The sequence below is a fragment of the Burkholderia sp. HAN2018 genome (genome assembly GCF_024704855.1).
In the GTDB taxonomy this organism is placed as follows: Bacteria; Pseudomonadota; Gammaproteobacteria; order Burkholderiales; family Burkholderiaceae; genus Burkholderia; species Burkholderia cepacia.
In genome coordinates this window covers 1-25,181 of record NZ_QOBB01000055.1, presented here as the reverse complement: position 1 = coordinate 25,181, position 25,181 = coordinate 1, and the positions used below count along the sequence as shown (strand labels likewise).

At 67.2% G+C, this 25,181-nt stretch carries 22 protein-coding genes and 1 tRNA gene; 12 read left to right on the top strand and 11 right to left on the bottom strand.

Annotated features, from left to right (window positions below; translation table 11 throughout):
* Window positions 1-139 precede the first annotated feature (139 nt).
* A complete protein-coding gene (locus DPV74_RS16650) occupies window positions 140-1,057 on the bottom strand; it encodes a spermidine synthase (protein ID WP_119337591.1) in 918 nt (305 codons plus the stop codon).
* Between the two features lie 143 nt (window positions 1,058-1,200).
* Between DPV74_RS16650 and DPV74_RS16645 the strand changes: the two genes are divergently transcribed.
* Complete coding sequence (locus tag DPV74_RS16645) at window positions 1,201-1,455, top strand: hypothetical protein (RefSeq protein WP_059697985.1); 255 nt, start codon at window positions 1,201-1,203, stop codon at window positions 1,453-1,455.
* A 43-nt stretch (window positions 1,456-1,498) separates the two neighbouring features.
* Here the strand turns inward: DPV74_RS16645 and DPV74_RS16640 are convergent, their stop codons facing one another.
* The 4 genes from DPV74_RS16640 to DPV74_RS16625 form a co-directional block, all read right to left on the bottom strand.
* Entirely contained in the window at window positions 1,499-1,975 is a 477-nt protein-coding gene (locus tag DPV74_RS16640) for a DNA-deoxyinosine glycosylase (RefSeq protein ID WP_059698011.1), read from the bottom strand.
* Complete coding sequence (locus tag DPV74_RS16635; protein WP_060172975.1) at window positions 1,975-2,574, bottom strand: chorismate lyase; 600 nt, start codon at window positions 2,572-2,574, stop codon at window positions 1,975-1,977. The genes DPV74_RS16640 and DPV74_RS16635 overlap by 1 nt, the downstream gene beginning before the upstream one ends.
* An 8-nt stretch (window positions 2,575-2,582) precedes the next feature.
* The gene (htpG, locus tag DPV74_RS16630) at window positions 2,583-4,481 is read right to left on the bottom strand and encodes a molecular chaperone HtpG (RefSeq protein WP_060319505.1); all 1,899 of its coding nucleotides are present in this window, start codon (window positions 4,479-4,481) and stop codon (window positions 2,583-2,585) included.
* A gap of 157 nt (window positions 4,482-4,638) precedes the next feature.
* Window positions 4,639-6,099: a PLP-dependent aminotransferase family protein gene (locus tag DPV74_RS16625; RefSeq protein ID WP_027786792.1), complete on the bottom strand. Its 1,461-nt coding sequence runs from the start codon at window positions 6,097-6,099 to the stop codon at window positions 4,639-4,641.
* A gap of 230 nt (window positions 6,100-6,329) precedes the next feature.
* Here DPV74_RS16625 and DPV74_RS16620 point away from each other — a divergent pair, with 230 nt between their 5' ends.
* From DPV74_RS16620 to DPV74_RS16590, 7 genes are all read left to right on the top strand, one after another.
* Window positions 6,330-7,022 (top strand): VOC family protein, encoded by a 693-nt coding sequence (locus tag DPV74_RS16620; protein WP_119337590.1) that lies wholly within the window; start codon window positions 6,330-6,332, stop codon window positions 7,020-7,022.
* A gap of 54 nt (window positions 7,023-7,076) precedes the next feature.
* A complete protein-coding gene (locus DPV74_RS16615; RefSeq protein WP_021158543.1) occupies window positions 7,077-7,985 on the top strand; it encodes a DMT family transporter in 909 nt (302 codons plus the stop codon).
* Window positions 7,986-8,137: 152 nt separating this feature from the next.
* The gene (locus DPV74_RS16610) at window positions 8,138-9,319 is read left to right on the top strand and encodes a PLP-dependent aminotransferase family protein (protein ID WP_048025387.1); all 1,182 of its coding nucleotides are present in this window, start codon (window positions 8,138-8,140) and stop codon (window positions 9,317-9,319) included.
* 42 nt (window positions 9,320-9,361) lie between these two features.
* Window positions 9,362-9,820, top strand: coding sequence for a RidA family protein (locus DPV74_RS16605; RefSeq protein ID WP_006478174.1), 459 nt, complete (start codon window positions 9,362-9,364; stop codon window positions 9,818-9,820).
* Window positions 9,821-9,833: 13 nt separating this feature from the next.
* The gene (locus DPV74_RS16600) at window positions 9,834-10,715 is read left to right on the top strand and encodes a PhzF family phenazine biosynthesis protein (protein WP_059697991.1); all 882 of its coding nucleotides are present in this window, start codon (window positions 9,834-9,836) and stop codon (window positions 10,713-10,715) included.
* Window positions 10,716-10,933: 218 nt separating this feature from the next.
* Window positions 10,934-13,273 (top strand): EAL domain-containing protein, encoded by a 2,340-nt coding sequence (locus tag DPV74_RS16595; protein WP_027786788.1) that lies wholly within the window; start codon window positions 10,934-10,936, stop codon window positions 13,271-13,273.
* A gap of 196 nt (window positions 13,274-13,469) precedes the next feature.
* Entirely contained in the window at window positions 13,470-14,678 is a 1,209-nt protein-coding gene (locus DPV74_RS16590) for a chromate transporter (RefSeq protein WP_027786787.1), read from the top strand.
* 48 nt (window positions 14,679-14,726) lie between these two features.
* Here DPV74_RS16590 and DPV74_RS16585 read toward each other — a convergent pair whose 3' ends face one another.
* Window positions 14,727-15,173: a multidrug/biocide efflux PACE transporter gene (locus tag DPV74_RS16585; RefSeq protein WP_060357749.1), complete on the bottom strand. Its 447-nt coding sequence runs from the start codon at window positions 15,171-15,173 to the stop codon at window positions 14,727-14,729.
* 113 nt (window positions 15,174-15,286) lie between these two features.
* Here DPV74_RS16585 and DPV74_RS16580 point away from each other — a divergent pair, with 113 nt between their 5' ends.
* Complete coding sequence (locus DPV74_RS16580) at window positions 15,287-16,171, top strand: LysR family transcriptional regulator (protein WP_119337589.1); 885 nt, start codon at window positions 15,287-15,289, stop codon at window positions 16,169-16,171.
* A gap of 49 nt (window positions 16,172-16,220) precedes the next feature.
* Here DPV74_RS16580 and DPV74_RS16575 read toward each other — a convergent pair whose 3' ends face one another.
* The 5 genes from DPV74_RS16575 to DPV74_RS16555 form a co-directional block, all read right to left on the bottom strand.
* The gene (locus tag DPV74_RS16575; protein ID WP_060319499.1) at window positions 16,221-16,679 is read right to left on the bottom strand and encodes a CopD family protein; all 459 of its coding nucleotides are present in this window, start codon (window positions 16,677-16,679) and stop codon (window positions 16,221-16,223) included.
* 249 nt (window positions 16,680-16,928) lie between these two features.
* Complete coding sequence (gene parC, locus DPV74_RS16570; protein WP_059697995.1) at window positions 16,929-19,250, bottom strand: DNA topoisomerase IV subunit A; 2,322 nt, start codon at window positions 19,248-19,250, stop codon at window positions 16,929-16,931.
* 69 nt (window positions 19,251-19,319) lie between these two features.
* Window positions 19,320-21,302 carry a DNA topoisomerase IV subunit B gene (gene parE / locus DPV74_RS16565; RefSeq protein ID WP_021158532.1) on the bottom strand — a complete coding sequence of 661 codons (1,983 nt, stop codon included), beginning with the start codon at window positions 21,300-21,302 and terminating at the stop codon, window positions 19,320-19,322.
* A 242-nt stretch (window positions 21,303-21,544) separates the two neighbouring features.
* Window positions 21,545-23,530: an ATP-binding cassette domain-containing protein gene (locus DPV74_RS16560; protein WP_172535150.1), complete on the bottom strand. Its 1,986-nt coding sequence runs from the start codon at window positions 23,528-23,530 to the stop codon at window positions 21,545-21,547.
* A gap of 173 nt (window positions 23,531-23,703) precedes the next feature.
* On the bottom strand, window positions 23,704-24,108 hold the full coding sequence (locus DPV74_RS16555) for a DUF4399 domain-containing protein (RefSeq protein ID WP_119337588.1): 405 nt from the start codon (window positions 24,106-24,108) through the stop codon (window positions 23,704-23,706).
* Window positions 24,109-24,308: 200 nt separating this feature from the next.
* Between DPV74_RS16555 and DPV74_RS16550 the strand changes: the two genes are divergently transcribed.
* The 3 genes from DPV74_RS16550 to DPV74_RS16540 form a co-directional block, all read left to right on the top strand.
* Window positions 24,309-24,491 carry a rubredoxin gene (locus DPV74_RS16550; protein ID WP_006398668.1) on the top strand — a complete coding sequence of 61 codons (183 nt, stop codon included), beginning with the start codon at window positions 24,309-24,311 and terminating at the stop codon, window positions 24,489-24,491.
* A 150-nt stretch (window positions 24,492-24,641) separates the two neighbouring features.
* Window positions 24,642-24,716 (top strand) — tRNA-Arg (locus DPV74_RS16545).
* A 381-nt stretch (window positions 24,717-25,097) separates the two neighbouring features.
* Window positions 25,098-25,181, top strand: an 84-nt coding sequence (locus tag DPV74_RS16540; RefSeq protein WP_162923060.1) for a transposase, incomplete at its 3' end; no start/stop codon positions are given.

Genomic DNA, 25,181 nt, shown 5'->3' with positions numbered 1-25,181 from the left:
GCGCAAAACGGGTAGGCTGCGGCTCCCCTGGCTTCGCGCCAGTATAGGAGCCGCGAGCACGCGGTCAAGCGGGGGCGAACCCGAGGTGATCCGCCCCTTGCCGCGTGGTTGCACCGGCCTGCCGCCGGTGCCTGAAGCGTCAGATCGCGAACGAGGTATCGCGCGCGCCGATCGTTTCTTTCAAAGCTTTCACCCACTTGCGTGCGGGCAGCTTCAGCGTGTCCTCGATCAGCTTCGCACGCGCGTCGAGCTGCGCGAACGACACGTCGAGCGCGGGGCCCGAGAACGCGATCGCGATCCGGTTGCCGTCATGCACTTCCGGCAGCGCGATCACGCGATGATCGAACGCCGCGTTCAGGTGCTTCATGTTGCGCACGAAGCTCGGATGGTCGCCGAACAGGTTGATCGTCGCGATGCCCGCGTCGGCAAGGCAGCCGCGCACCGCACGGTAGAACGCGACGCTGTCGAGCACCGGGCCGCGCGCGGTCGCGTCGTACAGGTCGATCTGGATCGCGCCCGTCGTGCCGCGGTTGGCCGGGTCGTTGACGAAGTCCCACGCGTCGGCTTCGTGCACGACGAGACGTGCGTCGTCGGGCGGCATCGCGAACATCGTGCGCGCGGCGACGATCACGGCCGGGTTCAGCTCGACGGCCTCGACCTTCGCCTGCGGGAGGAAGCGGTGCGAGAACTTGGTCAGCGCGCCGGTGCCGAGCCCGAGCTGGACGATCCGCCCGGGCGTTTCGAGGAACAGCAGCCACGCCATCATCTGCTGCGCGTATTCGAGCTCGATGTGCAGCGGCTTCGAGATCCGCATCGCACCCTGTACCCACTCGGTGCCGAAGTGCAGGAAGCGCACACCGCCCTCTTCCGAGAACGTGACGGGCGCGAAGCGCGGCTTGCGCGGCGCTTCGAGCACGGGCACGTCGTCGCGTTCGTCGATGTCCGGGCGGCGCTTCACGCGCGGCGGCTGGAGTTTTTCGGAGCCGTTGTAGGAGGACGGCTTGCGATTCTTGAACGCGCGCGCCTCGGCGGACGCGCGCTTGATCAGTCGGGTCATGATTGAATCTCGCTGGGTGACGCTGGTTTTAGCGGACGAGAGGATAGCATTGGTGGGGGATGGCAGCCGCGAGGCGCGCCCGGCTGCCCCCGACTTCGAATCCCGTTGGCGATACACGGCATTCATCGCTCGAAGGAGGAAACATGACCTCAACCAACAGGAAGATCTGGTTTCCGGCGAAACGCTACGGATGGGGCTGGGGATTGCCGGTTGCGTGGCAGGGCTGGGTCGTGCTGGTGCTGTTCGCGCTCGGGATCATCGCGAGCGCATGGCTGGCGCCGCCTCACCGTTCACCGTTCGCCTACGGCGTGTGCATCGTGGTGCTGGTCGCACTGCTGACCATGGTGTGCTGGATCAAGGGCGAGAAGCCCAGATGGAGATGGGGCAAGGACGATTGAGCGTTGCGCACGATGGCTGCCCGCCTCGCCCCTCACGCCGCAATCAGTCGCGAATCTGCCGCCACTGCGCGAGCTTCTGCTCGAACGACAACATTGCATTCGCCGGACTCGACGAAGGCAGCACGAGCGTGTCGTATCCGGCGTGGCCGATCACGTCGGCGAACCGCCCTGCCGTCTTGCCGTTGAAGCACACGCGCTTGAGCAACGGCGCATGTTCCCGCAACGAATCGAAGTCGTTCGGCTTCGCATTCCGGATCGCCGAGTCGAGACTGCCTTTCCGATGGCATGCATCGAGGACGTCCCAGATGCCGATGCCATGCGAAAGCACGCACACGAGCCGTGCATCGTACGGCAGTTCATGAAGCGTCGGCTCGCCGAGCACCGCCCCCAGCAACCGCCAGAACTGGTTGCGCGGATGCGCGTAATACTGCGCGGCATCGAGCGAAGCCTCGCCCGGAAAGCTGCCGAGGATCATCGTGTGCGTATCCGGCCCGACGACCGGCGCAAACCCCTGCAGCATCACGCGACTCCACGCGGCCCGACGGACCGGGGCCCGTCGCCGTGCGCATCGAGATGACGCCACAGCGCCGGCAGCATGCATTCGGTGACCATCAACGGCTTGCCGTGACGCTGAAACACCGAGCGTCGCGCAGCGAACGCATGCGGCGCGCGCACGCCCGCGCCGAGCGCATGGCTCGCGAGCGCGTACAGCGGATGGCCGGCGATCACGCGCCGGCTGACGAGCGCAGAACGTTCGACCTGCGGATCGCTGTACAGCAACTCGGCCAGCGGCCGCGTGCGCAGCCGCCGCATTGCCTGCCACACGCCCTTGCTGGCCGCGAGCGGCGCGATGCTGTGCGCGGCAACAAAAGGCGTGCCGTCGACCGACAGGATCACCTCGCGCACCCACATCGGCGCGCGCGGCGAACTGGCGAGCGCGTCCGGCTCGTCGAACCACGGGCAGTCGACGGCCTCGCGCGTCACCCGCACGTTCACGCGGCCGAGCCGCGCGAGGTGCGCGGTCAGCGATCCGCCGCGCGTCAGCCAGTCGCGCTGGTCGAGCGTGCAGCCAGGCCGCGGCGTCTCGCGCCAGCCGGCCTGCCCGCCGTCGAATCGCAAGCGCGCGTTCACGCGGCGCGCGACAGCAGCAGCGCGTTGGTCCGCTTCACGAAGCTCGCCGGATCGTCCAGCATGCCGCCTTCGGCCAGCAGCGCCTGATCGAACAACAGATGGGCCCAGTCGCCGAAATCGGCGCTGTCGGCCTTCAGTTGCTTGACGAGCGCGTGCTCCGGGTTGATCTCGAGGATCGGCTGCATCGCCGGCGCATTCTGGCCGGCCGCCTTCAGCATCCGCTGCAGGTAGCCGCTCATGTCGTTGTCGTCGGCGACGAGGCACGACGGCGAATCGGTCAGGCGGAACGTGACGCGCACTTCCTTCACCTTGTCGCCGAGCGCTTCCTTCATCTTCTCGACGACAGGCTTGATCGCCTCGCCCGCTTCTTCCTGCGCCTTCTTCTCTTCGTCGTTCAGCTCGCCGAGATCGAGGTCGCCGCGCGCCACGCTCGCGAGCGGCTTGCCGTCGAATTCATGCAGGAACGACAGCATCCATTCGTCGACGCGGTCGGTCAGCAGCAGCACCTCGACGCCCTTCTTGCGGAACACTTCAAGGTGCGGGCTGTTCTTCGCGGCCTGCCACGTGTCGGCCGTCACGTAGTAGATCTTGCTCTGCTCGGGCTTCATGCGCGACACGTAGTCGGCGAGCGACACGTCCTGCGCGTCGGTGTCGCCGTGCGTCGACGCGAAGCGCAGCAGCTTCGCGATGCGCTCGCGGTTCGCGTGATCCTCGCCGAGGCCTTCCTTCAGCACCTGGCCGAACGCGCCCCAGAACGTCTTGTACTTCTCCTTGCCGGCATCCTCTTCCGCGTTCGCGAGTTCCTCGAGCATCGACAGCGCGCGCTTGGTCACGCCTTCGCGGATCGCCTTCACGTCGCGGCTTTCCTGCAGGATTTCACGCGACACGTTCAGCGGCAGGTCGGCCGAATCGACGACGCCCTTCACGAAGCGCAGGTATTGCGGCAGCAGCTGCTCGGCGTCGTCCATGATGAACACGCGCTTCACGTACAGCTTCAGGCCGCCGCGGTAGTCGCGGTTCCACAGGTCGAACGGCGCGTGCGCCGGCACGAACAGCAGCTGCGTGTATTCGCTGCGGCCCTCGACGCGGTTATGCGTCCACGTGAGCGGATCCTGGTGGTCGTGCGCGATGTGCTGGTAGAACTGCGTGTACTGCTCGTCGGTGACGTCGCTCTTCGAACGCGTCCACAGTGCGCTCGCCTGGTTGACGGTCTCGTCCTCGTCCTTCAGGACCATCTCGCCCTTTTCCTGATCCCACTCTTCCTTCTGCATCAGGATCGGCAGCGCGATGTGATCGGAATACTTCTGGATGATCGACTTCAGGCGGTGCGACGACAGCAGCTCGTCCTCGCCTTCGCGCAGGTGCAGCGTGATCGTCGTGCCGCGCTGCGCGCGCTCGATCGCGTCGATCGTGAAGTCGCCCTCGCCCGCGCTTTCCCAGCGCACGGCTTCGTTCGCCGGCAGGCCCGCGCGGCGCGTCTCGACGGTGATCTTGTCCGCGACGATGAAGCCCGAGTAGAAACCGACGCCGAACTGGCCGATCAGCGCCGCGTCCTTCTGCTGGTCGCCGGACAGCTTCGTGAAGAATTCCTTGGTGCCCGAACGCGCGATCGTGCCGAGGTTCGCGATCGCCTCGTCGCGGCTCATGCCGATGCCGTTGTCCTCGATCGTGATCGTGCGGGCGGCCTTGTCGAAGCCGATGCGGATGCGCAGGTTCGGATCGTTCTCGTACAGCGCGTTGTCCGCGAGCGCTTCGAAACGCAGCTTGTCGGCCGCGTCGGACGCGTTCGACACCAGTTCGCGCAGGAAGATTTCCTTGTTGCTGTAGAGCGAATGGATCATCAGGTGGAGAAGTTGCTTGACCTCTGCCTGAAAGCTCATCGTTTCATGTGCCATGGATGCTGTTTCCTCTTACTTGAACTTGAATGGTGTGGCGCAGGCGCCCGGCGCGCGATGCCGGACGGCCCTGAAGGGCCACCGCCTGGCGCAAGCGGTTTGCGCGCGTATCTGGGGATCGCATGCCCGATTTCAAGGGCCGGCGTGCCGCGCCGGGTCACGACGCGCGGCGTACGGCCGAATCGATATAGCGCGACAGCAGCCCCGGCAGCGCCGGATCGCCGCAGTTCGCGACGTTGAAGCGCATCCACGTCGACGGCGATTGCTGCGGCGAGAACAGGCTGCCCGGCGTCAGCAGAAAGCCGGCCTCGTGCGCGACCGCCGCGAGCGCGTCGGAGTCGACGCCCGTGTCGGCCCACAGGAACATCCCGGCCGCCGGCATCGTGAAGAGGCCGAGCCCGGTGCGCTCGAGCATCCGCGCGGTCTTGTCGCGCACGCCGTCGAGCCGCGCGCGCAGCCGCTCGACGTGGCGCCGGTAATGCCCTTCGGTCAGGATCTTGTAGAGCACGCGCTCGTTGAGCTCGGGCGTCGTCATCCCGACCAGCATCTTCTGGTCGGTGACCGCCTTCGCGATCTCCGGCGCGCACGCAACATAGCCGACCCGCAGGTTCGCCGCGAGCGTCTTCGAATAGCTGCCGAGGTAGATCACGCGCTTCAGCTGGTCGAGGCTCGCGAGGCGCGTGGCCGGATAGCTCGGCGGGCACAGGTCGCCGTACACGTCGTCCTCGACGACGAGGAAGTCGTACGCCTCCGCGAGCTTCAGGATCCGGAACGCCTGCGCGGCCGACAGCGACGTGCCGGTCGGGTTCTGCAGCACCGAGTTGATCACGAGCATCTTCGGCCGCCACATCTGCACCAGGGTTTCGAGCGCGTCGAGATCGGGGCCGTCGGGCGTGTAAGGCATCCCGACGAGTTGCGCGCCCTGCGCCGCGAAGCGGCCGAACATCTGGAACCAGGCCGGATCGCCGACGATCACCGCGTCGCCAGGCCGCATGTAGATCCGCGAAATCAGGTCGATCGCCTGCGTGATCCCCGAGACGAGCACGATCTGCTCGGGTTTCGCGCCGATCTCCACTTCGGCGAGGCGCGTCTGCAGTTGCTGGCGCAGCGGCAGGAAGCCCTGCGCGGTGCCGAAGCCGAGCATCTGCGCGCCGGACTGGCGCCCGAGCGCGCGCAGCGCGCCGGTAATCAGTTCGCCGTCGAGCCAGCGGCCCGGCAGATAGCCGAGACCCGGCCCCTTTTCCGGGCTGACAGTGTGCAGCATGTTGCGCAGCAGCCAGACAACGTCGATCGTGTTGTGCACCGGCGCGGCCTCGGCCACGCGCGCGACGCTGTCGGCCGGCTGCGGGCCGGCGGCCGTGCGCTCGCGCACGTAGAAACCCGAGCCGCGCCGCGAGTCGAGATAGCCCTGCGCGACGAGCCGCTCATAGGCCTCGACGACGGTGAAGCGGGATACGCTCTTGTCGAGCGCGAGCTTGCGGATCGACGGCATCCGCATGCCGGGCCGGAACACGCGTTCGTCGATACGCCGCCGCGCCCACTGGACCAGCTGGTCGACGAGCGTGAGCGTGGCCGTATCGTGCGGCGCGGGAATCTGGGCGAGTGGAACGGTGGACATGGGCGGCAGCTCCAACTGTACCGAAGGCTATCGCGCCGATTGTACCGTTACTGTGCCGGTAGCGACGATTACAGTTGACCGGACTGGCGACCGTGCGGCCGCCGTTCCGGCACCGCCGCACCCGGCACCGCGCCCACCGGCCCGCATCGCGGCCGGTACGCCGGCCGGTCCGGCCATCGCCCGGCGCCTCGCCTGCCCACCATGACACTTTCGCTTCCCGACCGACGTTCATGCCAGCCCGCTCCCTGACACTCGACCATCTCGTGATCGCCGCGCGCACGCTCGACGAAGGCGTACGCCATGTCGCCGACGCGCTCGGCATCGAACCGGCCGGCGGCGGCCGCCACCCGCTGATGCGAACCCACAACGCGCTGTTCGGCGCGTGGGGCGGGCTGTACCTCGAGGTGATCGCGATCGACCCCGACGCGCCGGCGCCGAACGACGGCGCCGAGCCGCCGCGCGCCCGGCTGTTCGCGCTCGACGAGCCGGCCATGCAAGCGCGGCTCGCGCAAGGCCCGTTTCTCGCGCACTGGGTCGCGCGCGTCGACCGTCCGCGCCAGCTCGCGCTGTGGCAGAGCCAGTACCCGGCACGCATCGCGCCCGTGGTCGCGATGCGGCGCGGCGACCTGAGCTGGGGCCTCACCGTGCCCGACGACGGCGCATTCCCCGCGTGGCAAGGCGCGGGCGACGGGCTCGTGCCGTCGCTGATCCAGTGGGACAGCCCGCGCCACCCGGCCGAGTCGCTGCCGGATCACGGCATCGCGCTGAAGGCGCTCAAGGGCACCCACCCGCGTGCCGACGCCGTCCGCGAGCAGCTCGACTGGCTCGGCGCCGCCCATCTGCTCGACCTCGAAGCCGCCGACGGCCCGCCCGCGCTCGTCGCCGAATTCGACACGCCGCAGGGCCCGCGCACGCTGCGCTGAGCTCCCGCCGCCCCGCCCCCACCCCAATACCGGCAACACGGAGACACTTACCCCATGAATTCGCGCGAAACCCGAGGCATGCTGCTCGGCCTCATCGGCGTCATGATCTTCAGCCTGACGCTGCCGATGACGCGGATCGTCGTCTCCGAACTCCATCCGCTGCTCAACGGGCTCGGCCGCGCGCTCGCCGCCGCCGTACCGGCCGGCCTGCTGCTGTGGTGGCGCCGCGAGCCGCTGCCGACCCGCGCGCAACTGAAAAGCCTCGCGATCACGTCGGCGGGCGTGATCATCGCGTATCCGGTGTTCTCCGCGTGGGCGATGAAATCGGTACCGGCGTCGCACGGCGCAGTGGTCAACGGCCTCCAGCCGCTATTCGTCGCGCTGTACGCGGCATGGCTGTCGCACGAGCGGCCGTCGAAGGCGTTCTGGGCCAGCGCGGTGGCCGGCAGCGCACTCGTGATCGCGTTCGCGCTGCGCGACGGCGGCGGCACCGTGCAGGCCGGCGACGCGCTGATGCTCGTCGCGGTCGGCATCGGCGCGCTCGGCTATGCGGAAGGCGCGCGCCTCGCGCGCCAGATCGGCGGCTGGCAGGTGATCTGCTGGGCGCTCGTCGTGTCCGCGCCGTTCCTCGTGCTGCCGGTCGGCTGGCTCGCATGGATGCAGCATGCCGCGCATCCGGGCCCGCTCGCCCTGCGCACGTGGCTCGCCTTCGGCTACGTGACCCTCTTTTCGCAATTCATCGGCTTTTTCGCGTGGTACGCGGGGCTCGCGATGGGCGGCATCGCGCGCGTGGGCCAGGTGCAACTGCTGCAGATTTTCTTCACGATCGCCTTTTCCGCGCTACTGTTCGGCGAAACGGTCACGTCGTCCACGTGGCTGTTCGCGGCCGCGGTGATCGCCACCGTGGTGCTCGGGCGCCGCTCGGCGGTTGCCACGGCCGCGCAACCGGCTCGCGCCGGCTGAACAGGTGCGCCATAATGGACGTTTTGCCTGATCGGTTTTGCCCACCCGGCCGCGAAGGCTCGATCGCGCTCGCGCATGCCCACCCGGCAGCGTCGAAGCGATTTGCCCGAACGACCTTTCTTGACTGACCACGATATCCGAACGAGGAGACTATGAATCCGAGCGACCTGCATCCGCCGCACTGGCAGCTTTCCGAACGCGCCCGCAAGCTGACGAGCTCTGCGATCCGCGAAATCCTGAAGGTCACGGAACGCCCCGAGGTCATCTCGTTCGCCGGCGGCCTGCCCGCCCCTGCGACGTTCCCGGCCGAACGCATGCGCGCCGCCGCCGATCGCGTGCTGCGCGACGCGCCGGCCGCCGCGCTCCAGTACAGCGCGACCGAAGGCTACCTGCCGCTGCGCGAATGGATCGCCGAGCGCTACAGCGTGCGCGTGTCGCAGGTGCTGATCACGACCGGCTCGCAGCAGGCGCTCGACCTGCTGGGCAAGGCGCTCGTCGATCCGGGCAGCCCGATCCTCGTCGAAACCCCGACCTACCTCGGCGCACTGCAGTCGTTCTCGCTGTACGAGCCGCGCTACGTGCAGGTGCCGACCGACGAGCAGGGCCTGCTGCCGGAAGGCCTGACGCCGGAACTCACGCAAGGCGCGCGCCTGCTGTACGCGCAGCCGAACTTCCAGAACCCGACCGGCCGCCGCCTGCCCGTCGAGCGCCGCCGCGCGCTCGCCGCGTTCGCGCAGTCGAGCCCGTTCCCGGTGCTGGAAGACGATCCGTACGGCGCGCTGAACTACCGCGGCGAGCCGCTGCCGACGATGCTGTCGATGGCGCCCGATCACGTCGTGCACCTCGGCACGTTCTCGAAGGTGCTCGCGCCGGGCCTGCGGATCGGCTACATCATTGCGCCCGAGGAACTCCACTTCAAGCTCGTGCAGGCCAAGCAGGCCACCGACCTGCACACGCCGACGCTCACGCAGCGCATCGCGCACGAAGTGATCAAGGACGGTTTCCTCGACGAGCACATCCCGACGATCCGCGAGCTGTACAGCGCGCAGTGCGACGCGATGCTCGGCTCGCTCGAGCGCCACATGCCGGAAGGCGTCACGTGGAACCGGCCGGAAGGCGGGATGTTCATCTGGGTGAACCTGCCCGCGCAGATCGACAGCATGAAGCTGCTCGCCGCGGCCGTCGACAACCACGTCGCCTTCGTGCCGGGCGCGCCGTTCTTCGCGGACAACGCGCAGCAGAACACGCTGCGCCTGTCGTTCGTGACGGTGCCGCCCGAGAAGATCGAGGAAGGCGTCGCTCGCCTCGGCAAGCTGCTGCGCGAGCGCCTCTGATCCCCTTTTTCCTGTCACGACTCTCTACGAGGAATCGAATCCATGGCTAACGTCTACGACAAGCTGAAGTCGCTCGGCATCGAGCTCCCGACCGCCGGCGCACCGGCCGCCGCCTACGTGATGAGCGCGCAAAGCGGCAATACGGTCTACCTGTCGGGCCACATCGCGAAGAAGGACGGCAAGGTCTGGGCCGGCAAGCTCGGCGCGGATCTGCAGACGGAAGACGGCAAGGCGGCCGCGCGCTCGATCGCGATCGACCTGCTCGCGACGCTGCACGCACACACCGGCGACCTGAACAAGGTCACGCGCATCGTCAAGCTGATGAGCCTCGTCAACTCGACGCTCGACTTCACCGAACAGCACGTCGTGACGAACGGCGCGTCGGAACTGATCGCCGAAGTGTTCGGCGACGCGGGCAAGCACGCACGCTCGGCTTTCGGCGTCGCGCAGATCCCGCTCGGCGCGTGCGTCGAGATCGAGCTGATCGCCGAAGTTGCGTAACGGGGGCAACGCAGTGCCCGGCCGTCTCGTCCGCTTCAAGCAGGTCGACGTGTTCACGTCGGTGCCGTTCAAGGGCAACGCGCTCGCCGTGGTGTTCGACGCCGATTCGCTCGACGACGACGCCATGCTCGAGATCGCCCGCTGGACGAACCTGTCGGAAACCACGTTCGTCTGCACGCCGACCGATCCGGAAGCCGACTACCGCGTCCGGATCTTCACGACGGCCGGTGAACTGCCGTTCGCCGGCCACCCGACGCTCGGCACCGCGCATGCGTTCCTGGAAAGCGGCGCGCGGCCGCGTACGCCGGGCCGGCTGATCCAGCAGTGCGGGGTCGGCCTGGTTGCGCTGCGCGAGCAGGCCGACGGCTGGGCGTTCGCCGCGCCGCCGGCCCGCGTCACGCCGCTCGACCGTTCGGACTACGCGGCGCTGGCTGCCGCGCTGCGCAGCGACGCGATCGACCTGGAAGCCGAGCCGTGCGCGGTCGACAACGGCGCGCCGTGGCTGGTCGTGCGGCTGAAGTCGGCCGACGCGTGCATCGGCCTGTCGCCCGATCCGGCCGCGCTGGAGGCGCTCACGCACCGTTACGGCATGGACGGCCTCGCCGTCTACGCCCCGCACGCCGAAGGCGGCCCCGCGACGTTCGAAATCCGCTGCCTGATGACGGGCGGCAACTTCGGCTTCGGCGAGGATCCCGTCACCGGCAGCGCAAACGCCGCGCTGGCCGGGCTGCTGACGCGGCAGGAGCGACGCCCCGGCCCGTCGTATACGGCCCGCCAGGGTACGGCGATCGGCCGCGACGGCCGCATCTTCGTCAGCTATGCCGAAGACGGCACCACCTGGATCGGCGGCCACGTCGTCACGGTCGTCGACGGCACCTTCCTGTCACCCGTGTGACATTTCGCGATGTGCGATGGCGCCGGCCCGCCCGGCGCCCCCTACGCTTCGCCCAACTATCGCAAAAACGTTCCAGCCAGTAATATCGGGCCTAATCCGTTGTTTCGGAGGTCTGTCCATGGTTGCGTGTCCCGCGAACGAACAGACGTCGGGACAACCCGAACCATAGCCAGCCATCCTGACGGATGGCGCACGCGAGCAGGACGCCACCCTCTTCGATGAGCTCCGCCCGGTCCAACCACACGCCGCCGACCCGGCCGCTTCGCGCGCCGCGCAAATCGCGCCGGCGTGCGCTATTTGCGATCCCGCTGCTCGGGATGCTGGCGCTTGCGCTGCTGTGGGCTGTGATCATCGCGCGTCTCTCGGTGGAAAAGGACAGCGCCTACAAGGAGGCGGCGGCTTCCGCGGCGATCCTGTCCTCCGCGCTCGAGCAGCATACGGTCAAGGCGATCCACCAGGTCGACCAGATCACCCGCTTCGTCAAGTTCGAATTCGAGAAGTCCCCCGCGCGCTTCAACCTCGCGAGCGCCGTCGAGAAAGGCGTCGTGCCGAGCGACACGCTGATCCAGGTGTCGCTCGTCAACGCGAAGGGCATCCTGTTCGCGAACACGGCCGAGCTGCATCCGCAGCCGATCAACCTGTCCGACCGCGAGCACTTCAAGGTCCACCTCGCGCACAACGACGACCGCCTCTTCATCAGCAAGCCCGTGCTCGGCCGCGTATCGAGCCACTGGACGCTGCAGATGACACGCCGCCTGAACAACCCGGACGGCAGCTTCGCGGGCATCGTCGTCGTGTCGGAAGACCCGAGCTACTTCACGAACGACTTCTACAACAACGCGGCGATCGGCAAGGAAGGCGTGATCGCGGTCGTGTCCGATACGGGCGGCGTGCTCGCGCGGCGCACGGGCTCGGTCAGCAACGCGCCGGGCGCGTTTTCGGCGTCGGGCGTCTACCCGATCGCCGAGCGCGTGACGGGCACGATCATCGACCCGATCGACGGCGTGACGCGCATCGTGTCGTACCGCCACCTCGACGGCTACCCGCTCGCGGTGATGGTCGGGCTGTCGCAGACCGAGGAATTCGCGGACTACTACCACACGCGCAACGTCTACCTGCTGATGACGAGCTTCATCACGCTCGCGATGCTCGCGTTCTTCGGCGTCGCGACGGGGCTGATCGGCAAGCTGCTCGGCCGCGAGCGGGAAATGACGCAGCTCGCCGAATACGACCTGCTCACCGGCCTCGCGAACCGCTATGCGACGCTGCGCGGGCTGCGCAACGACGTGTCGATGCCGACGAGCCTGTCGCGGCTCGGGCTGCTGTTCATCGACCTCGACAACTTCAAGACCGTCAACGACACGCTCGGCCACAACGCCGGCGACATCGTGCTGCAGATGACCGCGTCGCGCCTGGCCGATGCGGTCGGCGACGAAGGCTCGCTCGCGCGGATCGGCGGCGACGAGTTCGTCGTCGTGATGAAGGGCGACGACGTCGAGCGGCGCGCGGTGCGGCTCGCGGAAGCGATCATCCGGATGTTCAGCGAGCCGTTCGACGTGCGCGGCAGCTCGTTCGTCCTGCACGCGAGCATCGGCATCGCGCTGCACACGGTCGCGAACGAAAGCGAGATCGACTTGCTGAAGAAGGCCGATCTCGCGATGTACAGCGCGAAGGACGCCGGCAAGAACTGCTACCAGTTCTACGCGCCGCACCTGTCGCACCGCGCCGACCACCTGATGCGCTGGGAACAGCAACTCCGCGTCGCGCTCGCCGAGGGGCAGCTGTTCCTCGCATACCAGCCGAAGATCGACCTCACGCACCGCCACATCACCGGCTTCGAGGCGCTCGCGCGCTGGGATCACCCGGAGCACGGGATCATCTCCGCGAACGAATTCATTTCGATTGCCGAATCGACCGGCCTGATCGTGCCGATCGGCGACTTCGTGATCCGCACCGCGTGCGAGCAGATCGCGCGCTGGCGCGACGAGGGCCACGATACGCTGACGCTCGCGGTCAACATCTCGCCGGTGCAGTTCTGGCGCGGCGACCTGATCGAGACGATCTCGAGCACGCTGCAGGAAACCGGCATCGACGCGAACCGGCTCGAAATCGAGATCACCGAAACCGCGATGATGGAATATCCGGAGCTCGTGTCCGAGAAGATCGTCGCACTGAAGAAACTCGGCATCCGGATCGCACTCGACGATTTCGGCACCGGCTATTCGTCGCTGTCGTACCTGCATCGCTTCTCCGTCGACACGCTGAAGGTCGACCGCTCGTTCGTGCAGGCGATCCCGAACGATCGCAGCGTGTGCGTGATGGTGTCGTCGATCGTGCATCTCGCGCGCTCGCTCGGGCTGACCGTCGTCGTCGAGGGCACGGAAACCGAGGAGCAGATCACGTGGCTGTCCGCGCTCGGCGAAATCGAGGCGCAGGGCTTCCTGTTCTCGCGACCGGTGCCGGCCGACGCGATTCCCGCGCTGATCGCACGCTTCGGCGTGCGCAGCGATTCACCGAACGTGATCGCGCACCGCGCGACGGGCAGCACGGGCGCGTAAGCGCACCGTAGCCGTGGCGGGCGTTGCGTGCACCGTCATTGTTTCGTTTTCCGATCCGATTGTTCGGTTCATGAACTAGCGTTTTCGCTCATGGTCGTGTCACGATGCGCGGCGGACAATCGGGAGGGGCAACGTGTCGGCGGGCCGCCGGCATGGCCATACGCGAGAGATCGGGCCCCGAGCCCATACCACCAAGATGACAACCGTCGAAATCGAAGCGACCGCTGATGTCGAACAGGCACAGGCTTCCCTGTGGGACCTGTTCAAGGTCGTTGCCAGCATTTCGGCGGTCTCGTGGGGCGGACTTTCGATGATGGCGCAGCTCGAACGCCACTACGTGGAGCGGCTGCAGCGCATCGAGCCTCACGTATTCGGCGATCTCGTCGCGCTGGCTTGGCTCGTGCCGGGCCCCGTAGGCTGCAACGTGGCGGTACAGGTCGGCCAGATACTGCATGGCCGCGTCGGCGCATGGGTTGCCGGCATCGCGAGCGTGCTGCCCTTCTCCATCCTGATGACGCTGTTCGCGATCTTCTATCGGACGCCATTCGTGCGCTCGCTGGCGGCGCCGATGCTGATCAATCACTTCGGGATGGTGCTCGCCGCACTGATCGGCGTGACGTGGGTCAAGCAGTTGCGCTCGCTCGCGCGCACACGGGGCGAACAGCTGATCGCCGCGCTGTCGACGATTCTGCTTGCTTTCGCGCATAATCCGGCCGCTTTCGTCGGGATTCTTTTCGCCGCATTCGCGGCGGGCTGGCTGACCGGGCCGCCGCAGCGCGACGCGGTCGATTTCACGCTGTCGGCCCGCGACCGCAACCTGCTCGTGCTGCTCGGCGTACTCGTCACGCTGTTCGCGGTGCCGCTGCCCGGCGATTACCAGGCGACGCTGCTGTGGCCGCGCCTCGCCGGCGCCGGCATGACGCTGTTCGGCGGCGGCTTTTCCGCGCTGCCCGTGCTCAAGACGCTGTTCGTCACGCCGGCAACCGGCATCTCCGATCACGACTTCACGCTTGCGTTCGCGCTGTCGCCCGTCGCGCCGGGGCCGCTGCTGAACGTCGTGCCGTTTCTCGGCTACCTGACCGACGGCTGGGTCGGCGCGCTGCTCGCGACGGCCGCGCTGTTCATTCCGTCGGGCTGCCTCGTCGTGTTTGCGCAGAACCATCTGTCCCGGCTCAAGCGCCATTCGCGTTTCGAGCACGGGATGCGCCTGCTGCGCGCGGCGACCACGGGTTTTCTCGTCGTCGCGGTCGTGAGGATCCTGCACCGCGAACCGGCCGACCCCGTTTACTGGCTGACAGGCGCCTTCGCGACGCTTTGCTTCGCGCGCTTCAAGGTGCCCGTCTATGCCGTGTACGGCACGGTCGCGGTTGCGTGCGGCGTGTGGCTGTGGGCCGCCGCGCGCTGACGGGCGGCAGCCGCCGCCCCGTCGGCCTTGACCGGCATTCGCCCGTCCTTACCCTGCCTGCACCGCGACCCGGCGTGCCATCCAGCGGGCGCGCAGCGCGTCGTACGCAAGGTTGAAGGCGAACGTGTAAGGCAGGAAGAACAGCACGATACCGAGGTCGAGCAGCAGCGCCTCGACGAGGCTCACGTTCAGCCACCACGCGGCGACCGGCACCACCAGCACGACGAGGCCGAGCTCGAACAAGGCCGCATGCGCGATCCGCACGCCGAGCGTGCGTGACCACCCCGCGCGCCGCTCGACGCGGTCGAACAGCGTATTGAACACCATGTTCCACGCCATCGCGATCAGCGACACCATCACCGTCAGCACGCCGACGTGCGACACCGGCATGTCGAGCAGCCACGCGCCGAGCGGCGCGCACAGCGCGATCGCGACCAGTTCGAACGTCAGTGCATGCAGCAACCGTTCCGTCACCGTTTTGTTGACCTGTTTCATGATTCCCTCCGATTCGTCTGCTTCGTTGATGGCGGCCATTTTGATCGGCGCAACCGTATGAATCTAGTTTGATATCATCGGTTTTTCCGATATAACGCCATCAGGAGCGCCGCATGCGCCACGCCCCCGAAGCCCTGCTCGCATTCGCCGAAGCCGCGCTGCTCGGTTCGTTCACGGCCGCCGCGCGCAAGCTCGGCAAGCGCCAGTCGACCGTGTCGGAGGCGATCGCGAACCTCGAGATCGATCTCGGCGTGCAGTTGTTCGACCGCTCGACGCGCGCGCCGACGCTGACCGACGCCGGGCGGACGCTGCTGCCGCAGGTGCAGCGCGCACTCGAGGCCGGCGCGGCAATCGACCGCACGGCCGCAAGGCTCGCGCGCGGCGAGGAAGCGCGGCTGACGCTCGTCGTGTCCGATACGTACCAGTCGAAGCGCTACGAGGAAACGTTGATGGCGCTCGAGCGGCGCTTTCCGGCGCTCGAGTTCGAATGCCAGATCGCCGAGCACGACGACGTGCTCGACCTGATCCAGCAGGGACGCGCGCAGCTCGGGCTGATGGCCGCGCGCGCGGCCTACCCGGCCGACATCGGCGCGGCGACGATCGCGGAGGAATCGGAGATCGGGCTGTTCGTCGGCCGCATGCACGCGCTCGCCGAATACGGCGACGCCGACGTGCCGCACGCCGCGCTGCGCGACGTGCGCGAACTGCGCCTCAATACCTATGTGAAACCGGAAGGTCGCGGCACCGGCGACCGGATCGTCGTCGGCACGCACCACTGGCTGGCGCCGAGCTACCTGATGCTGCTGGAGATGGCCGTGCAGGGGTTCGGCTGGGCCGAACTGCCGCGCTGGATGGTCGACCACTTTGCGCGCGATCGCCTGTGCGAACTGCGTGCGCGCGGCTGGCCGCGCCGCGTGCGGGTCGATGCGGTCTGGTCGCGCAACCGGCCGCTCGGCCCGGTCGGCTCATGGCTGCTCGATGCGATGCTGGCCGCGTAGCGAAGCAGGCCGATGCGCCGGCGGCTGCGCGCCGGCCGGCACCGACAGGTCAGAAACTGCGCGACAACACCGCCGCGCCGATCGTCACGACGCCGAGCACGAGGTTCACGAGGACGAGCAGGCGCACCGTATTCACCGCGCGCGCGCCGTCGGGCCACTTCTGCGCCTGCACCGCACGACGGATGCGCGGGAACAGCGCGAACCGGATATGCCCGAAGATCAGCATCATCACGACGCCGAGCCCGGCCATCGCGTGCAGCGACCACGTTGCGTGCGCGCCGCCGAATTCCACGAGCAGGAAGCCGCCGGACAGCAGGATCACGATCACGGCACCCGACACCCAGTTGAAGAAGCGGCCGAACACGCCTTCGATCAGCGGCAACCGAAGCTGCGGCGACAGGTCGGACAGCGCCGGACGCAGGCAGAAGTTGGCGAAGACCATCCCGCCCACCCACACGGCGACGGCCAGCAGATGAAGAAACAGCGCGACGGAGACAGCATGGGACATGACGGCAATCCTGTGAGGAGTGGGGTACGGCGAACGGCCGCGTCGCACGCGGCATCGAGCGACGTTCGACCGGATTGTCGCCGCCCGGTTCAGACCCCAGGCGCGATTTCACACTATTTTGCAAGTTCCGCGTGACAGCGCCACGCTTGCTTACCCGAATGCCCGCTCAAAAAAACAGGCCGCACGCCCGCCGAAGCGGAGGTGCGGCCTTCGATCGCGGCTGAACCGGTCGATCGATCGTGCGTCGCGTCAGCCGAGCAGCGGACGCAGCTCGTTGACGACCTTGAGCTTCGTCTCCGGTGCGCGGCCCTTGCGTGCGCGCTTGCCGACGTGCGGCGCCAGCCCCGCATACGACAGCGTCTCGTCCTGCGCCTTGCCGCCGCGGCCGGTACCGATCAGCACGACGCCGGCCGGATCGATAGCGAGCGCCTGAACGAGCGTTTCCTTGTCGTCGAGCGCCATCAGGATCACGCCGCGACCGCCGCCGGACAGCGTCTTCATCTCGTCCATCCCGAACACCAGCAGGCGGCCGCCGCTCGACAGGCACGCGACCTGCGTCGCGTTCGGCAGCACCGGCATCGGCGCGAGCGGCACCGCGCCCGCATCGATGGTCATGAACGACTTGCCGGCCTTCACGCGGCTCACCATGTCGCCGACCTTCGCGAGGAAGCCGAAGCCGTTGCTCGACGCGAGCAGCAGTTGCTGGTCGGCCGGCGCCGCGTAGTAGTGCATCAGGTGCGAGCCCGATTCGAGCTCGATCAGCGACGTGACCGGCACGCCGTCACCGCGCCCGCCCGGCAGCACCGACACGTCGACCGAATACACGCGGCCGCTGCTGCCCCACGCGATCAGGCGGTCCGGCGTGCGGCACTGGAACGCCGCGTACAGATGGTCGCCGGCCTTGAACGTGAAACCTGCCGGGTCGAGCCCGTGGCCCTTCAGCGCACGCACCCAGCCCTTCTGCGACACGACCACCGTCACCGGTTCGTCGACCACCTTCGCCTCGAACGTCGCGCGCTTTTCCTGCTGGATCAGCGTGCGGCGATCGTCGCCGTACTGCTTCGCGTCGGCCTCGATCTCCTTGATCATCAGCCGCTTCATCGCGCTTTCGTTCGCGAGCAGTTCCTCGAGCTTCGCCTTCTCGTCGCGCAGCGCTTCGAGTTCCTTCTCGATCTTGATCTTCTCGAGCCGCGCGAGCTGGCGCAGCCGGATTTCGAGAATGTCTTCCGCCTGCCGTTCGCTGAGGCCGAACGCGCTCATCAGCGCGGCCTTCGGCTCGTCCGACTCGCGGATGATGCGGATCACCTCGTCGATGTTCAGGAAGACGATCATCCGCCCTTCGAGGATGTGGATGCGGTCGTCGACCTTCGCGAGACGATGGCGGCAACGGCGCGTCATCGTCAGCTGGCGGAACTTCACCCATTCGTCGAGGATCGTCAGCAGGCCCTTCTGGCCCGGCCGGCCATCGGCGCCGATCATCACGAGGTTCAGCGTCGCGTTCGACTCGAGGCTCGTGTACGCGAGCAGCGTGTTCACGAATTCCGTCTGGTCGATCGTGCGCGACTTCGGCTCGAACACGAGCCGCACCGCCGCTTCCTTGCCCGACTCGTCGCGCACCGCGTCGAGCAGGTCGAGCATCGCCTTCTTCGTGTTGAGCTGCTCGGGCGTGAGCGTCTTCTTGCCGAGCTTGAGCTTCGGGTTCGTCAGCTCCTCGATTTCCTCGAGCACCTTCTGGCCCGACGTGTTCGGCGGCAGCTCGGTGACGACCAGTTGCCACTGGCCGCGCGCGAGATCCTCGATCTTCCAGCGTGCGCGCACCTTCAGGCTGCCACGGCCGGTTTCATAGGCCGCCGCGATTTCCGTGTCGCTCGAGATGATCTGGCCGCCGCCCGGGAAATCCGGGCCGGGGATCAGGTTCATCAGCTCCGCATGCGAGAGCTTCGGATTGCGGATCAGCGCGACCGCCGCCGCCGCGACCTCGCGCAGGTTGTGCGACGGGATTTCGGTGGCAAGACCGACCGCGATACCCGACGCGCCGTTCAGCAGCACGAACGGCATGCGGCTCGGCAGCGTCTTCGGCTCCTCGAACGAGCCGTCGTAGTTCGGCATGAAGTCGACCGTGCCCTGGTCGATCTCGTCGAGCAGAAGCTTCGAGATCGGCGTGAGCCGCGCTTCGGTGTATCGCATCGCCGCCGCGCCGTCGCCGTCGCGCGAGCCGAAGTTGCCCTGCCCGTCGATCAGCGGGTAGCGCAGCGAGAAATCCTGCGCGAGACGCACGAGCGCGTCGTACGCCGACTGGTCGCCGTGCGGGTGGTATTTACCGAGCACGTCGCCCACGACGCGCGCCGACTTCACCGGCTTCGCGTCCGGGCCGAGGCCCATTTCGTTCATCGCGAACAGGATCCGGCGCTGCACCGGCTTCTGGCCGTCGCACACGTCGGGCAGCGCGCGGCTCTTCACGACGCTGACCGCGTAGCTGAGATACGCCTGCTCCGCGTAGTTGCCGAGCGTCAGCGCATCGCTCTCTGGCGCGCCGGAGTCGGCAAAGAGATCGGAGGTGTTGTCGTCCATCTGAATTCCGTATTCGTAAGTGGCGTGAGGCCGGGCCGGGCGTCATGCCCGGCCGCGCGGATTCCCGGCTTAAATGTCCGCTTCGACGTCGTTGCCCTTTTCCTCGAGCCAGCCGCGTCGCGCGGCTGCCTCGCCCTTGCCCATCAGCATCGTCATGCGCGCGACGGTCGCCTCGTAGTCGAGTTCGCCGAGCTTCACCGGCATCAGGCGGCGCGTGTCGGGGTTCATCGTGGTATCCCACAGCTGCTCGGCGCTCATTTCGCCGAGCCCCTTGAAGCGGCTGATGCTCCATTGCGTCTCGCGCACGCCGTCCTTGCGCAGCTTGTCGAGAATCGCTTCCAGTTCGCCCTCGTCGAGCGCATAGAGCTTCTGCGCCGCCTTCTTGCCGCGTGCCGGCGCATCGACACGGAACAGCGGCGGCCGCGCGACGCACACGTGGCCGCGCTCGATCAGTTGCGGGAAATGCTTGAAGAACAGCGTGAGCAGCAGCACCTGGATGTGCGAGCCGTCGACGTCCGCGTCCGACAGGATGCAGATCTTGCCGTAGCGCAGGTTCGACAGGTCGACGCTTTCATCGGGGCTGTGCGGATCGACGCCGATCGCCACCGAGATGTCGTGCACCTCGTTGTTCGCGAACAGGCGGTCGCGCTCGGTTTCCCAGGTATTCAGCACCTTGCCGCGCAGCGGCAGGATCGCCTGGTATTCCTTGTCGCGGCCCATCTTCGCGGAACCGCCCGCCGAGTCGCCCTCGACGAGGAACAGCTCGTTGCGCGTAATGTCCTCGGTCTCGCAGTCGGTCAGCTTGCCGGGCAGCACCGCGACGCCCGAGCTCTTGCGCTTCTCGACCTTCTGGCCCGCGCGCGTGCGCGCCTGGGCCTGCTTGATCACGAGTTCGGCGAGCTTCTTGCCGTGCTCGACGTGCTGGTTCAGCCACAGCTCCAGCGCCGGACGCGAGAACGACGACACGAGCTTCACCGCGTCGCGGCTGTTCAGGCGCTCCTTGATCTGCCCCTGGAACTGCGGATCGAGCACCTTCGCCGACAGCACGAACGACACGCGCGCGAATACGTCTTCCGCGAGCAGCTTCACGCCCTTCGGCTGCAGGTTGTGCAGTTCGACGAAGCTTTTCACCGCCTGGTAGAGACCGTCGCGCAGGCCGGATTCATGCGTGCCGCCGGCCGGCGTCGGGATCAGGTTCACGTACGACTCGCGCACGAGCGAACCTTCCTCGCTCCAGGCGACGACCCACGATGCGCCCTCGCCTTCGGCGAAGGTGTCGTCGCCCGAACGCGAATCGGCGAAACGCTCGCCTTCGAACAACGGGATCAGCAACTCGCTGCCGTTCATTTCGTCGAGCAGGTAGCCGCGCAGGCCGTCTTCATATTTCCACGTCTGGCGCTCGCCGCTCTTTTCGTTGACGAGCACGACCTCGACGCCCGGCAGCAGCACGGCCTTCGAGCGCAGCAGGCGCTGCAGTTCGCCGAGCGGCAGGTTCGGCGAGTCGAAGTACTTCGGATTCGGCCACACCTGCACGCGCGTGCCGGACTTCTTTTCGCCGCGGCCCGCGCCCTGCGTCGTGAGCGGCTTCACCACATCGCCTTCGGCGAAGCCGAGTTCCGCGATCTTGCCGTCGCGCCAGACGGTGACGTCGAGGCGCGTCGCGAGCGCGTTCGTCACCGACACGCCGACGCCGTGCAGGCCGCCCGAGAACGTATAGGCGCCGCCCGCGGCCTTGTCGAACTTGCCGCCTGCGTGCAGGCGCGTGAATACGATCTCGACGACCGGCACACCCTCTTCCGGGTGCATGCCGAACGGGATGCCGCGGCCGTCGTCCTCGACCGAGACCGACTGGTCGGCGTGCAGCGTGACCGTGATCTGCTTGCCGTAGCCGCCGAGCGCTTCGTCGGACGCGTTGTCGATGACTTCCTGGATGATGTGCAGCGGATTTTCGGTACGGGTGTACATGCCGGGCCGCTGCTTGACCGGCTCGAGACCCTTGAGCACCTTGATCGATGCTTCGCTATAGGCCGCGCTGGGTTTCTTCGTTGACATAGGCGCTGAATTTCGTCATTCATCGGGACGTTGTCCACACCTCGTGTGGATAACGTCGTGGACAAAACGTTGAGTTCCGTAAAAAAGCGAATCGAAACAACGGTGTGCTTGGACTGCTCCGAAAGCGGGCGCGCGGCGTTGGCTGCGCTGCCCGGGACGCGCGGTATTTTACTGGTTCCGCGTGGCGCGCCAATCGCGCAATCGCGCGCGGCGGCCGCCGGCCGCGCGACGCGTCATGCGGATTACGCCGGCTTGCGCTTCGCCTCGAGCGTTTCCCACCGTTCGAGCGCCGCGAGCAATTCGTCGTCGATCGCCGCGAACCGCTCGGTCAGGCGCGTGCCTTCCTGCGGATCCTTCGCGAAGATCGAACCGTCTTCGAGCCGGGCATTGATCGTCCTCTGCTCCTCCTCGAGCGCGGCGATCTTCTCCGGCAGCGAATCGAGCTCGCGCTGCTCGTTGAACGACAGCTTCACCGTGCGCTGCGCATTGCGGCCCGCGGCGCTTTTTGCCGGCTCCTCCTTGACGGGCGCCGCCTCCTTCACCGCGCGTTTCGCGGCTTCCTGCTGCGCGAGCTGATCCGCGCGCGCGCTCTGGATCTGCCAGTCGGTGAAGCCGCCGACATATTCACGCCACTTGCCGTCGCCCTCGGACGCGATCACCGACGTCACGACGTTGTCGAGGAACGCGCGATCGTGGCTGACGAGCAGCACCGTGCCGTCGTAGTCGGCCAGCAGCTCCTCGAGCAGTTCGAGCGTCGGGATGTCGAGGTCGTTGGTCGGTTCGTCGAGCACGAGCACGTTGGCCGGACGCGCGAACAGGCGTGCAAGCAGCAGCCGGTTGCGCTCGCCGCCCGACAGCGACTTCACCGGCGAACGCGCGCGCTCCGGCGCGAACAGGAAATCGCCGAGATAGCTCATCACGTGCTTGCGCACGCCGCCGATCTCGACCCATTCGCTGCCGGGGCTGATGGTATCCGCGAGGCTCTTTTCCTGGTCGAGCTGCGCGCGCATCTGGTCGAAATACGCGACCTGCAGGTTCGTGCCGGTGCGCACCGTGCCTTCGTCGGGCTTCAGTTCGCCGAGAATCAGCTTGAGCAGCGTCGTCTTGCCGGCGCCGTTCGGGCCGATGAAGCCGATCTTGTCGCCGCGCATCACCGTCGTCGAGAAGCGATCGACGACCGTGCGGCCGCCGTAGCGCTTCGTCACGTCGGTCAGCTCCGCGACGATCTTGCCGGACTTCTCGCCCTGCGCGACGTCGAGCTTCACGTTGCCCTGCGAATTGCGGCGCTCCGCGCGCTCGTTGCGCATCTGCACGAGCCGCGCGATGCGGCCGACGCTGCGCGTGCGGCGCGCTTCGACCCCCTTGCGGATCCACACTTCCTCCTGCGCGAGCAGCTTGTCGAACTTCTCGTTTTCCACGCGCTCGACTTCGAGCTGCTGCGCCTTGCGCGTCTGGTACGCCGAGAAATTGCCCGGGTACGACAACAGCCGGCCGCGGTCGAGATCGACGATGCGCGTCGCGACGCGGTCGAGGAACGCGCGATCGTGCGTGATGAACAGCAGGCCCGCGCGCTGCGCGACGAGCAGCTCCTCCAGCCAGCGGATGCCGTCGAAGTCGAGGTGGTTGGTCGGTTCGTCGAGCAGCAGCACGTCAGGCTGCAGCACCAGCGCGCGCGCCAGCGCGACCCGCTTCTGCATCCCGCCCGACAGCGCGTCGACGCGCGCGTCGACGTCCGCCAGGCCGATCTGCGCGAGCGTCATCGACACGCGCGTGCGCCAGTTCCACGCGTCGTGCGCGTCGAGCGACGACTGCAGCGCGTTCATCCGCGCGAGCAACGCATCGTGTTCGGCGCCTTCGGGCGTATCCGCGAGGCGGTGCGCGATCGAGTCGTATTCTTCGAGCACTTCACGCGTGTGCGCGAGCCCCGACGCGACCGCATCGAACACCGTCGCACCCGGCTCGAATTCGGGCTCCTGGGGCACATAGACGGTCACGAGCTCCTGCTGGCGCGTGACCAGCCCATCGTCGGGCTTCGCGAGCCCGGCGACGATCTTCAGCAGCGACGACTTGCCCGCGCCGTTGCGGCCGATCAGGCCGACGCGCTCGCCGGCTTCCAGCGAGAAATCCGCGTGATCGAGCAACGCGACGTGACCGAACGCGAGCTGCGCGCCGGTAATGGAATAGAGCGACATGGGGAGACGGCGAAGAGAGAAATCGGAAGCGCCCATTGTACCGGTCGCGGGCGCCGGCACCGGTATGGCCGGACGGATAAGGTGCAAGACCGGTCGCGCGGGCCGGTTGCCGGAGGTCGAGTGCCGCGCGTGCGGCGGGCACCCGCGCCCGCAGGCGCGGGCTCACTCCGTCGCGAGGACGGCACGGCCGCCCTCGCGGATATGCGTGCTTACTTGACGTTCACGGTGATCGTCGAGCTCATTTCGGGACCGTACGAGCGGTGCGCGCCGTCGCCAAACTGCAGCGTCAGCGTGTGCTGGCCGGGCGGCAGCCTGAGCTCGGTTTCGGTCTGCGCCTTGCCGAAGTGCAGCGAACGTTCGCCAGCGGGAATCACGTCGCCCTTCGGAATCGGCCGGCCGTCGATCAGCAGATGATGATGGCCGGTATCCGGCGTCATGTCGCCGGCGGGCCGAAGCGCCATCCCTTCGAGCCCGAACTTCACGAGCACCGGATTCGACACCGTCGCGCCGTCTCTCGGCGCTTCGAAAAACACGCGCGCCTCGGCCCGCGCGACCGTCGACACGGCCATCGCCGCCACGCATACCGCACTCGCGATCCACTTTTTGTTCAGCATCGCATTCTCCTTATGGTTGGACAGCCCGGGAAGCATACACCGCACGTACGGCATGCGTGTTCCGGTTGCGTTGTTCGCGATGCGTACGTTTAAAACGACGTTGCGGAGCCGTTCGGCGAAATTCCGGTACCATTGCGCCTTTCGTCCGCCGGCCAGGCCGCGGACGGCATCACCGGATTTCCATTTTTACCGAGCGCCACATGAGCGAAGTCACCGAATACCAGAGCTGGGTCTGCCTGATTTGCGGGTGGGTCTACAACGAAGCGGAAGGGCTGCCCGACGAAGGCATCGCACCCGGCACCCGTTTCGCCGACATTCCCGCCGACTGGCGCTGCCCGCTGTGCGACGTGGGCAAGGAAGATTTTGTTGTCGTCGATTTCTGATTCGACGATGTTCTGATCGCGGCTGATTGCCCGATCGCGCGCGTCGGCGTGCATTCCACCCCGCCGACGCGCCGCGCGTTTGCTATACTCTGCGCGCTGTCCACACTGCCGTCCGGTTCGCGTTTTTTGTGCGAGCACCCGGACATGGCGCTCCCCGTAGTTCAATGGATAGAACAAGCGCCTCCTAAGCGCTAGATACAGGTTCGATTCCTGTCGGGGGGACCAGCCAAGCTCTCAGCCATCCCCCATATTCACAAGAATCTCCCCGCTTCGCCCCCGTCTGGCGCCACTCTACCTCCCAGCCGTACCCGAGACTCTTGCGATTTTCGTTGGTATCAGCAGATACCAACCACACCTCTCACGGACGCGCAGATATCGCGTCAGCTCGCTAACGCATCAACACTGGCCGCGCCCCAACTCGCCCTTTCCGCCCCACCGCCGGCGACCGGCGAGGCGCGACGACGTTGGACTGCCGCCAGCTTACTCGTCGAACGGCCCGGCTTCGAACGTAGCCACTCCGTCGGCATACTCTCGCACCCATATTGGACCGGCCAGCCTTTCGTAGACATCTTCGAGCCATAATTTATGGCAACCGAGGAGGTCAGGATGAGCGGCAAGCGGTACACGGATGAGTTCAAGATCGAGGCAGTCAAACAGGTAACCGAACGGGGTCATTCGGTGGCGGATGTG

Excerpts from the sequence above, each read along its gene's own strand:
- DPV74_RS16650 (WP_119337591.1), bottom strand. The coding sequence starts at position 1,057 with ATGACCCGACTGATCAAGCGCGCGTCCGCCGAGGCGCGCGCGTTCAAG.
- DPV74_RS16645 (WP_059697985.1), top strand. The coding sequence starts at position 1,201 with ATGACCTCAACCAACAGGAAGATCTGGTTTCCGGCGAAACGCTACGGA.
- DPV74_RS16640 (WP_059698011.1), bottom strand. The coding sequence starts at position 1,975 with ATGCTGCAGGGGTTTGCGCCGGTCGTCGGGCCGGATACGCACACGATG.
- htpG (WP_060319505.1), bottom strand. The coding sequence starts at position 4,481 with ATGGCACATGAAACGATGAGCTTTCAGGCAGAGGTCAAGCAACTTCTC.
- DPV74_RS16625 (WP_027786792.1), bottom strand. The coding sequence starts at position 6,099 with ATGTCCACCGTTCCACTCGCCCAGATTCCCGCGCCGCACGATACGGCC.
- DPV74_RS16620 (WP_119337590.1), top strand. The coding sequence starts at position 6,330 with ATGCCAGCCCGCTCCCTGACACTCGACCATCTCGTGATCGCCGCGCGC.
- DPV74_RS16615 (WP_021158543.1), top strand. The coding sequence starts at position 7,077 with ATGAATTCGCGCGAAACCCGAGGCATGCTGCTCGGCCTCATCGGCGTC.
- DPV74_RS16610 (WP_048025387.1), top strand. The coding sequence starts at position 8,138 with ATGAATCCGAGCGACCTGCATCCGCCGCACTGGCAGCTTTCCGAACGC.
- DPV74_RS16605 (WP_006478174.1), top strand. The coding sequence starts at position 9,362 with ATGGCTAACGTCTACGACAAGCTGAAGTCGCTCGGCATCGAGCTCCCG.
- DPV74_RS16595 (WP_027786788.1), top strand. The coding sequence starts at position 10,934 with ATGAGCTCCGCCCGGTCCAACCACACGCCGCCGACCCGGCCGCTTCGC.
- DPV74_RS16590 (WP_027786787.1), top strand. The coding sequence starts at position 13,470 with ATGACAACCGTCGAAATCGAAGCGACCGCTGATGTCGAACAGGCACAG.
- DPV74_RS16585 (WP_060357749.1), bottom strand. The coding sequence starts at position 15,173 with ATGAAACAGGTCAACAAAACGGTGACGGAACGGTTGCTGCATGCACTG.
- DPV74_RS16580 (WP_119337589.1), top strand. The coding sequence starts at position 15,287 with ATGCGCCACGCCCCCGAAGCCCTGCTCGCATTCGCCGAAGCCGCGCTG.
- DPV74_RS16575 (WP_060319499.1), bottom strand. The coding sequence starts at position 16,679 with ATGTCCCATGCTGTCTCCGTCGCGCTGTTTCTTCATCTGCTGGCCGTC.
- parC (WP_059697995.1), bottom strand. The coding sequence starts at position 19,250 with ATGGACGACAACACCTCCGATCTCTTTGCCGACTCCGGCGCGCCAGAG.
- parE (WP_021158532.1), bottom strand. The coding sequence starts at position 21,302 with ATGTCAACGAAGAAACCCAGCGCGGCCTATAGCGAAGCATCGATCAAG.
- DPV74_RS16560 (WP_172535150.1), bottom strand. The coding sequence starts at position 23,530 with ATGGGCGCTTCCGATTTCTCTCTTCGCCGTCTCCCCATGTCGCTCTAT.
- DPV74_RS16555 (WP_119337588.1), bottom strand. The coding sequence starts at position 24,108 with ATGCTGAACAAAAAGTGGATCGCGAGTGCGGTATGCGTGGCGGCGATG.
- DPV74_RS16550 (WP_006398668.1), top strand. The coding sequence starts at position 24,309 with ATGAGCGAAGTCACCGAATACCAGAGCTGGGTCTGCCTGATTTGCGGG.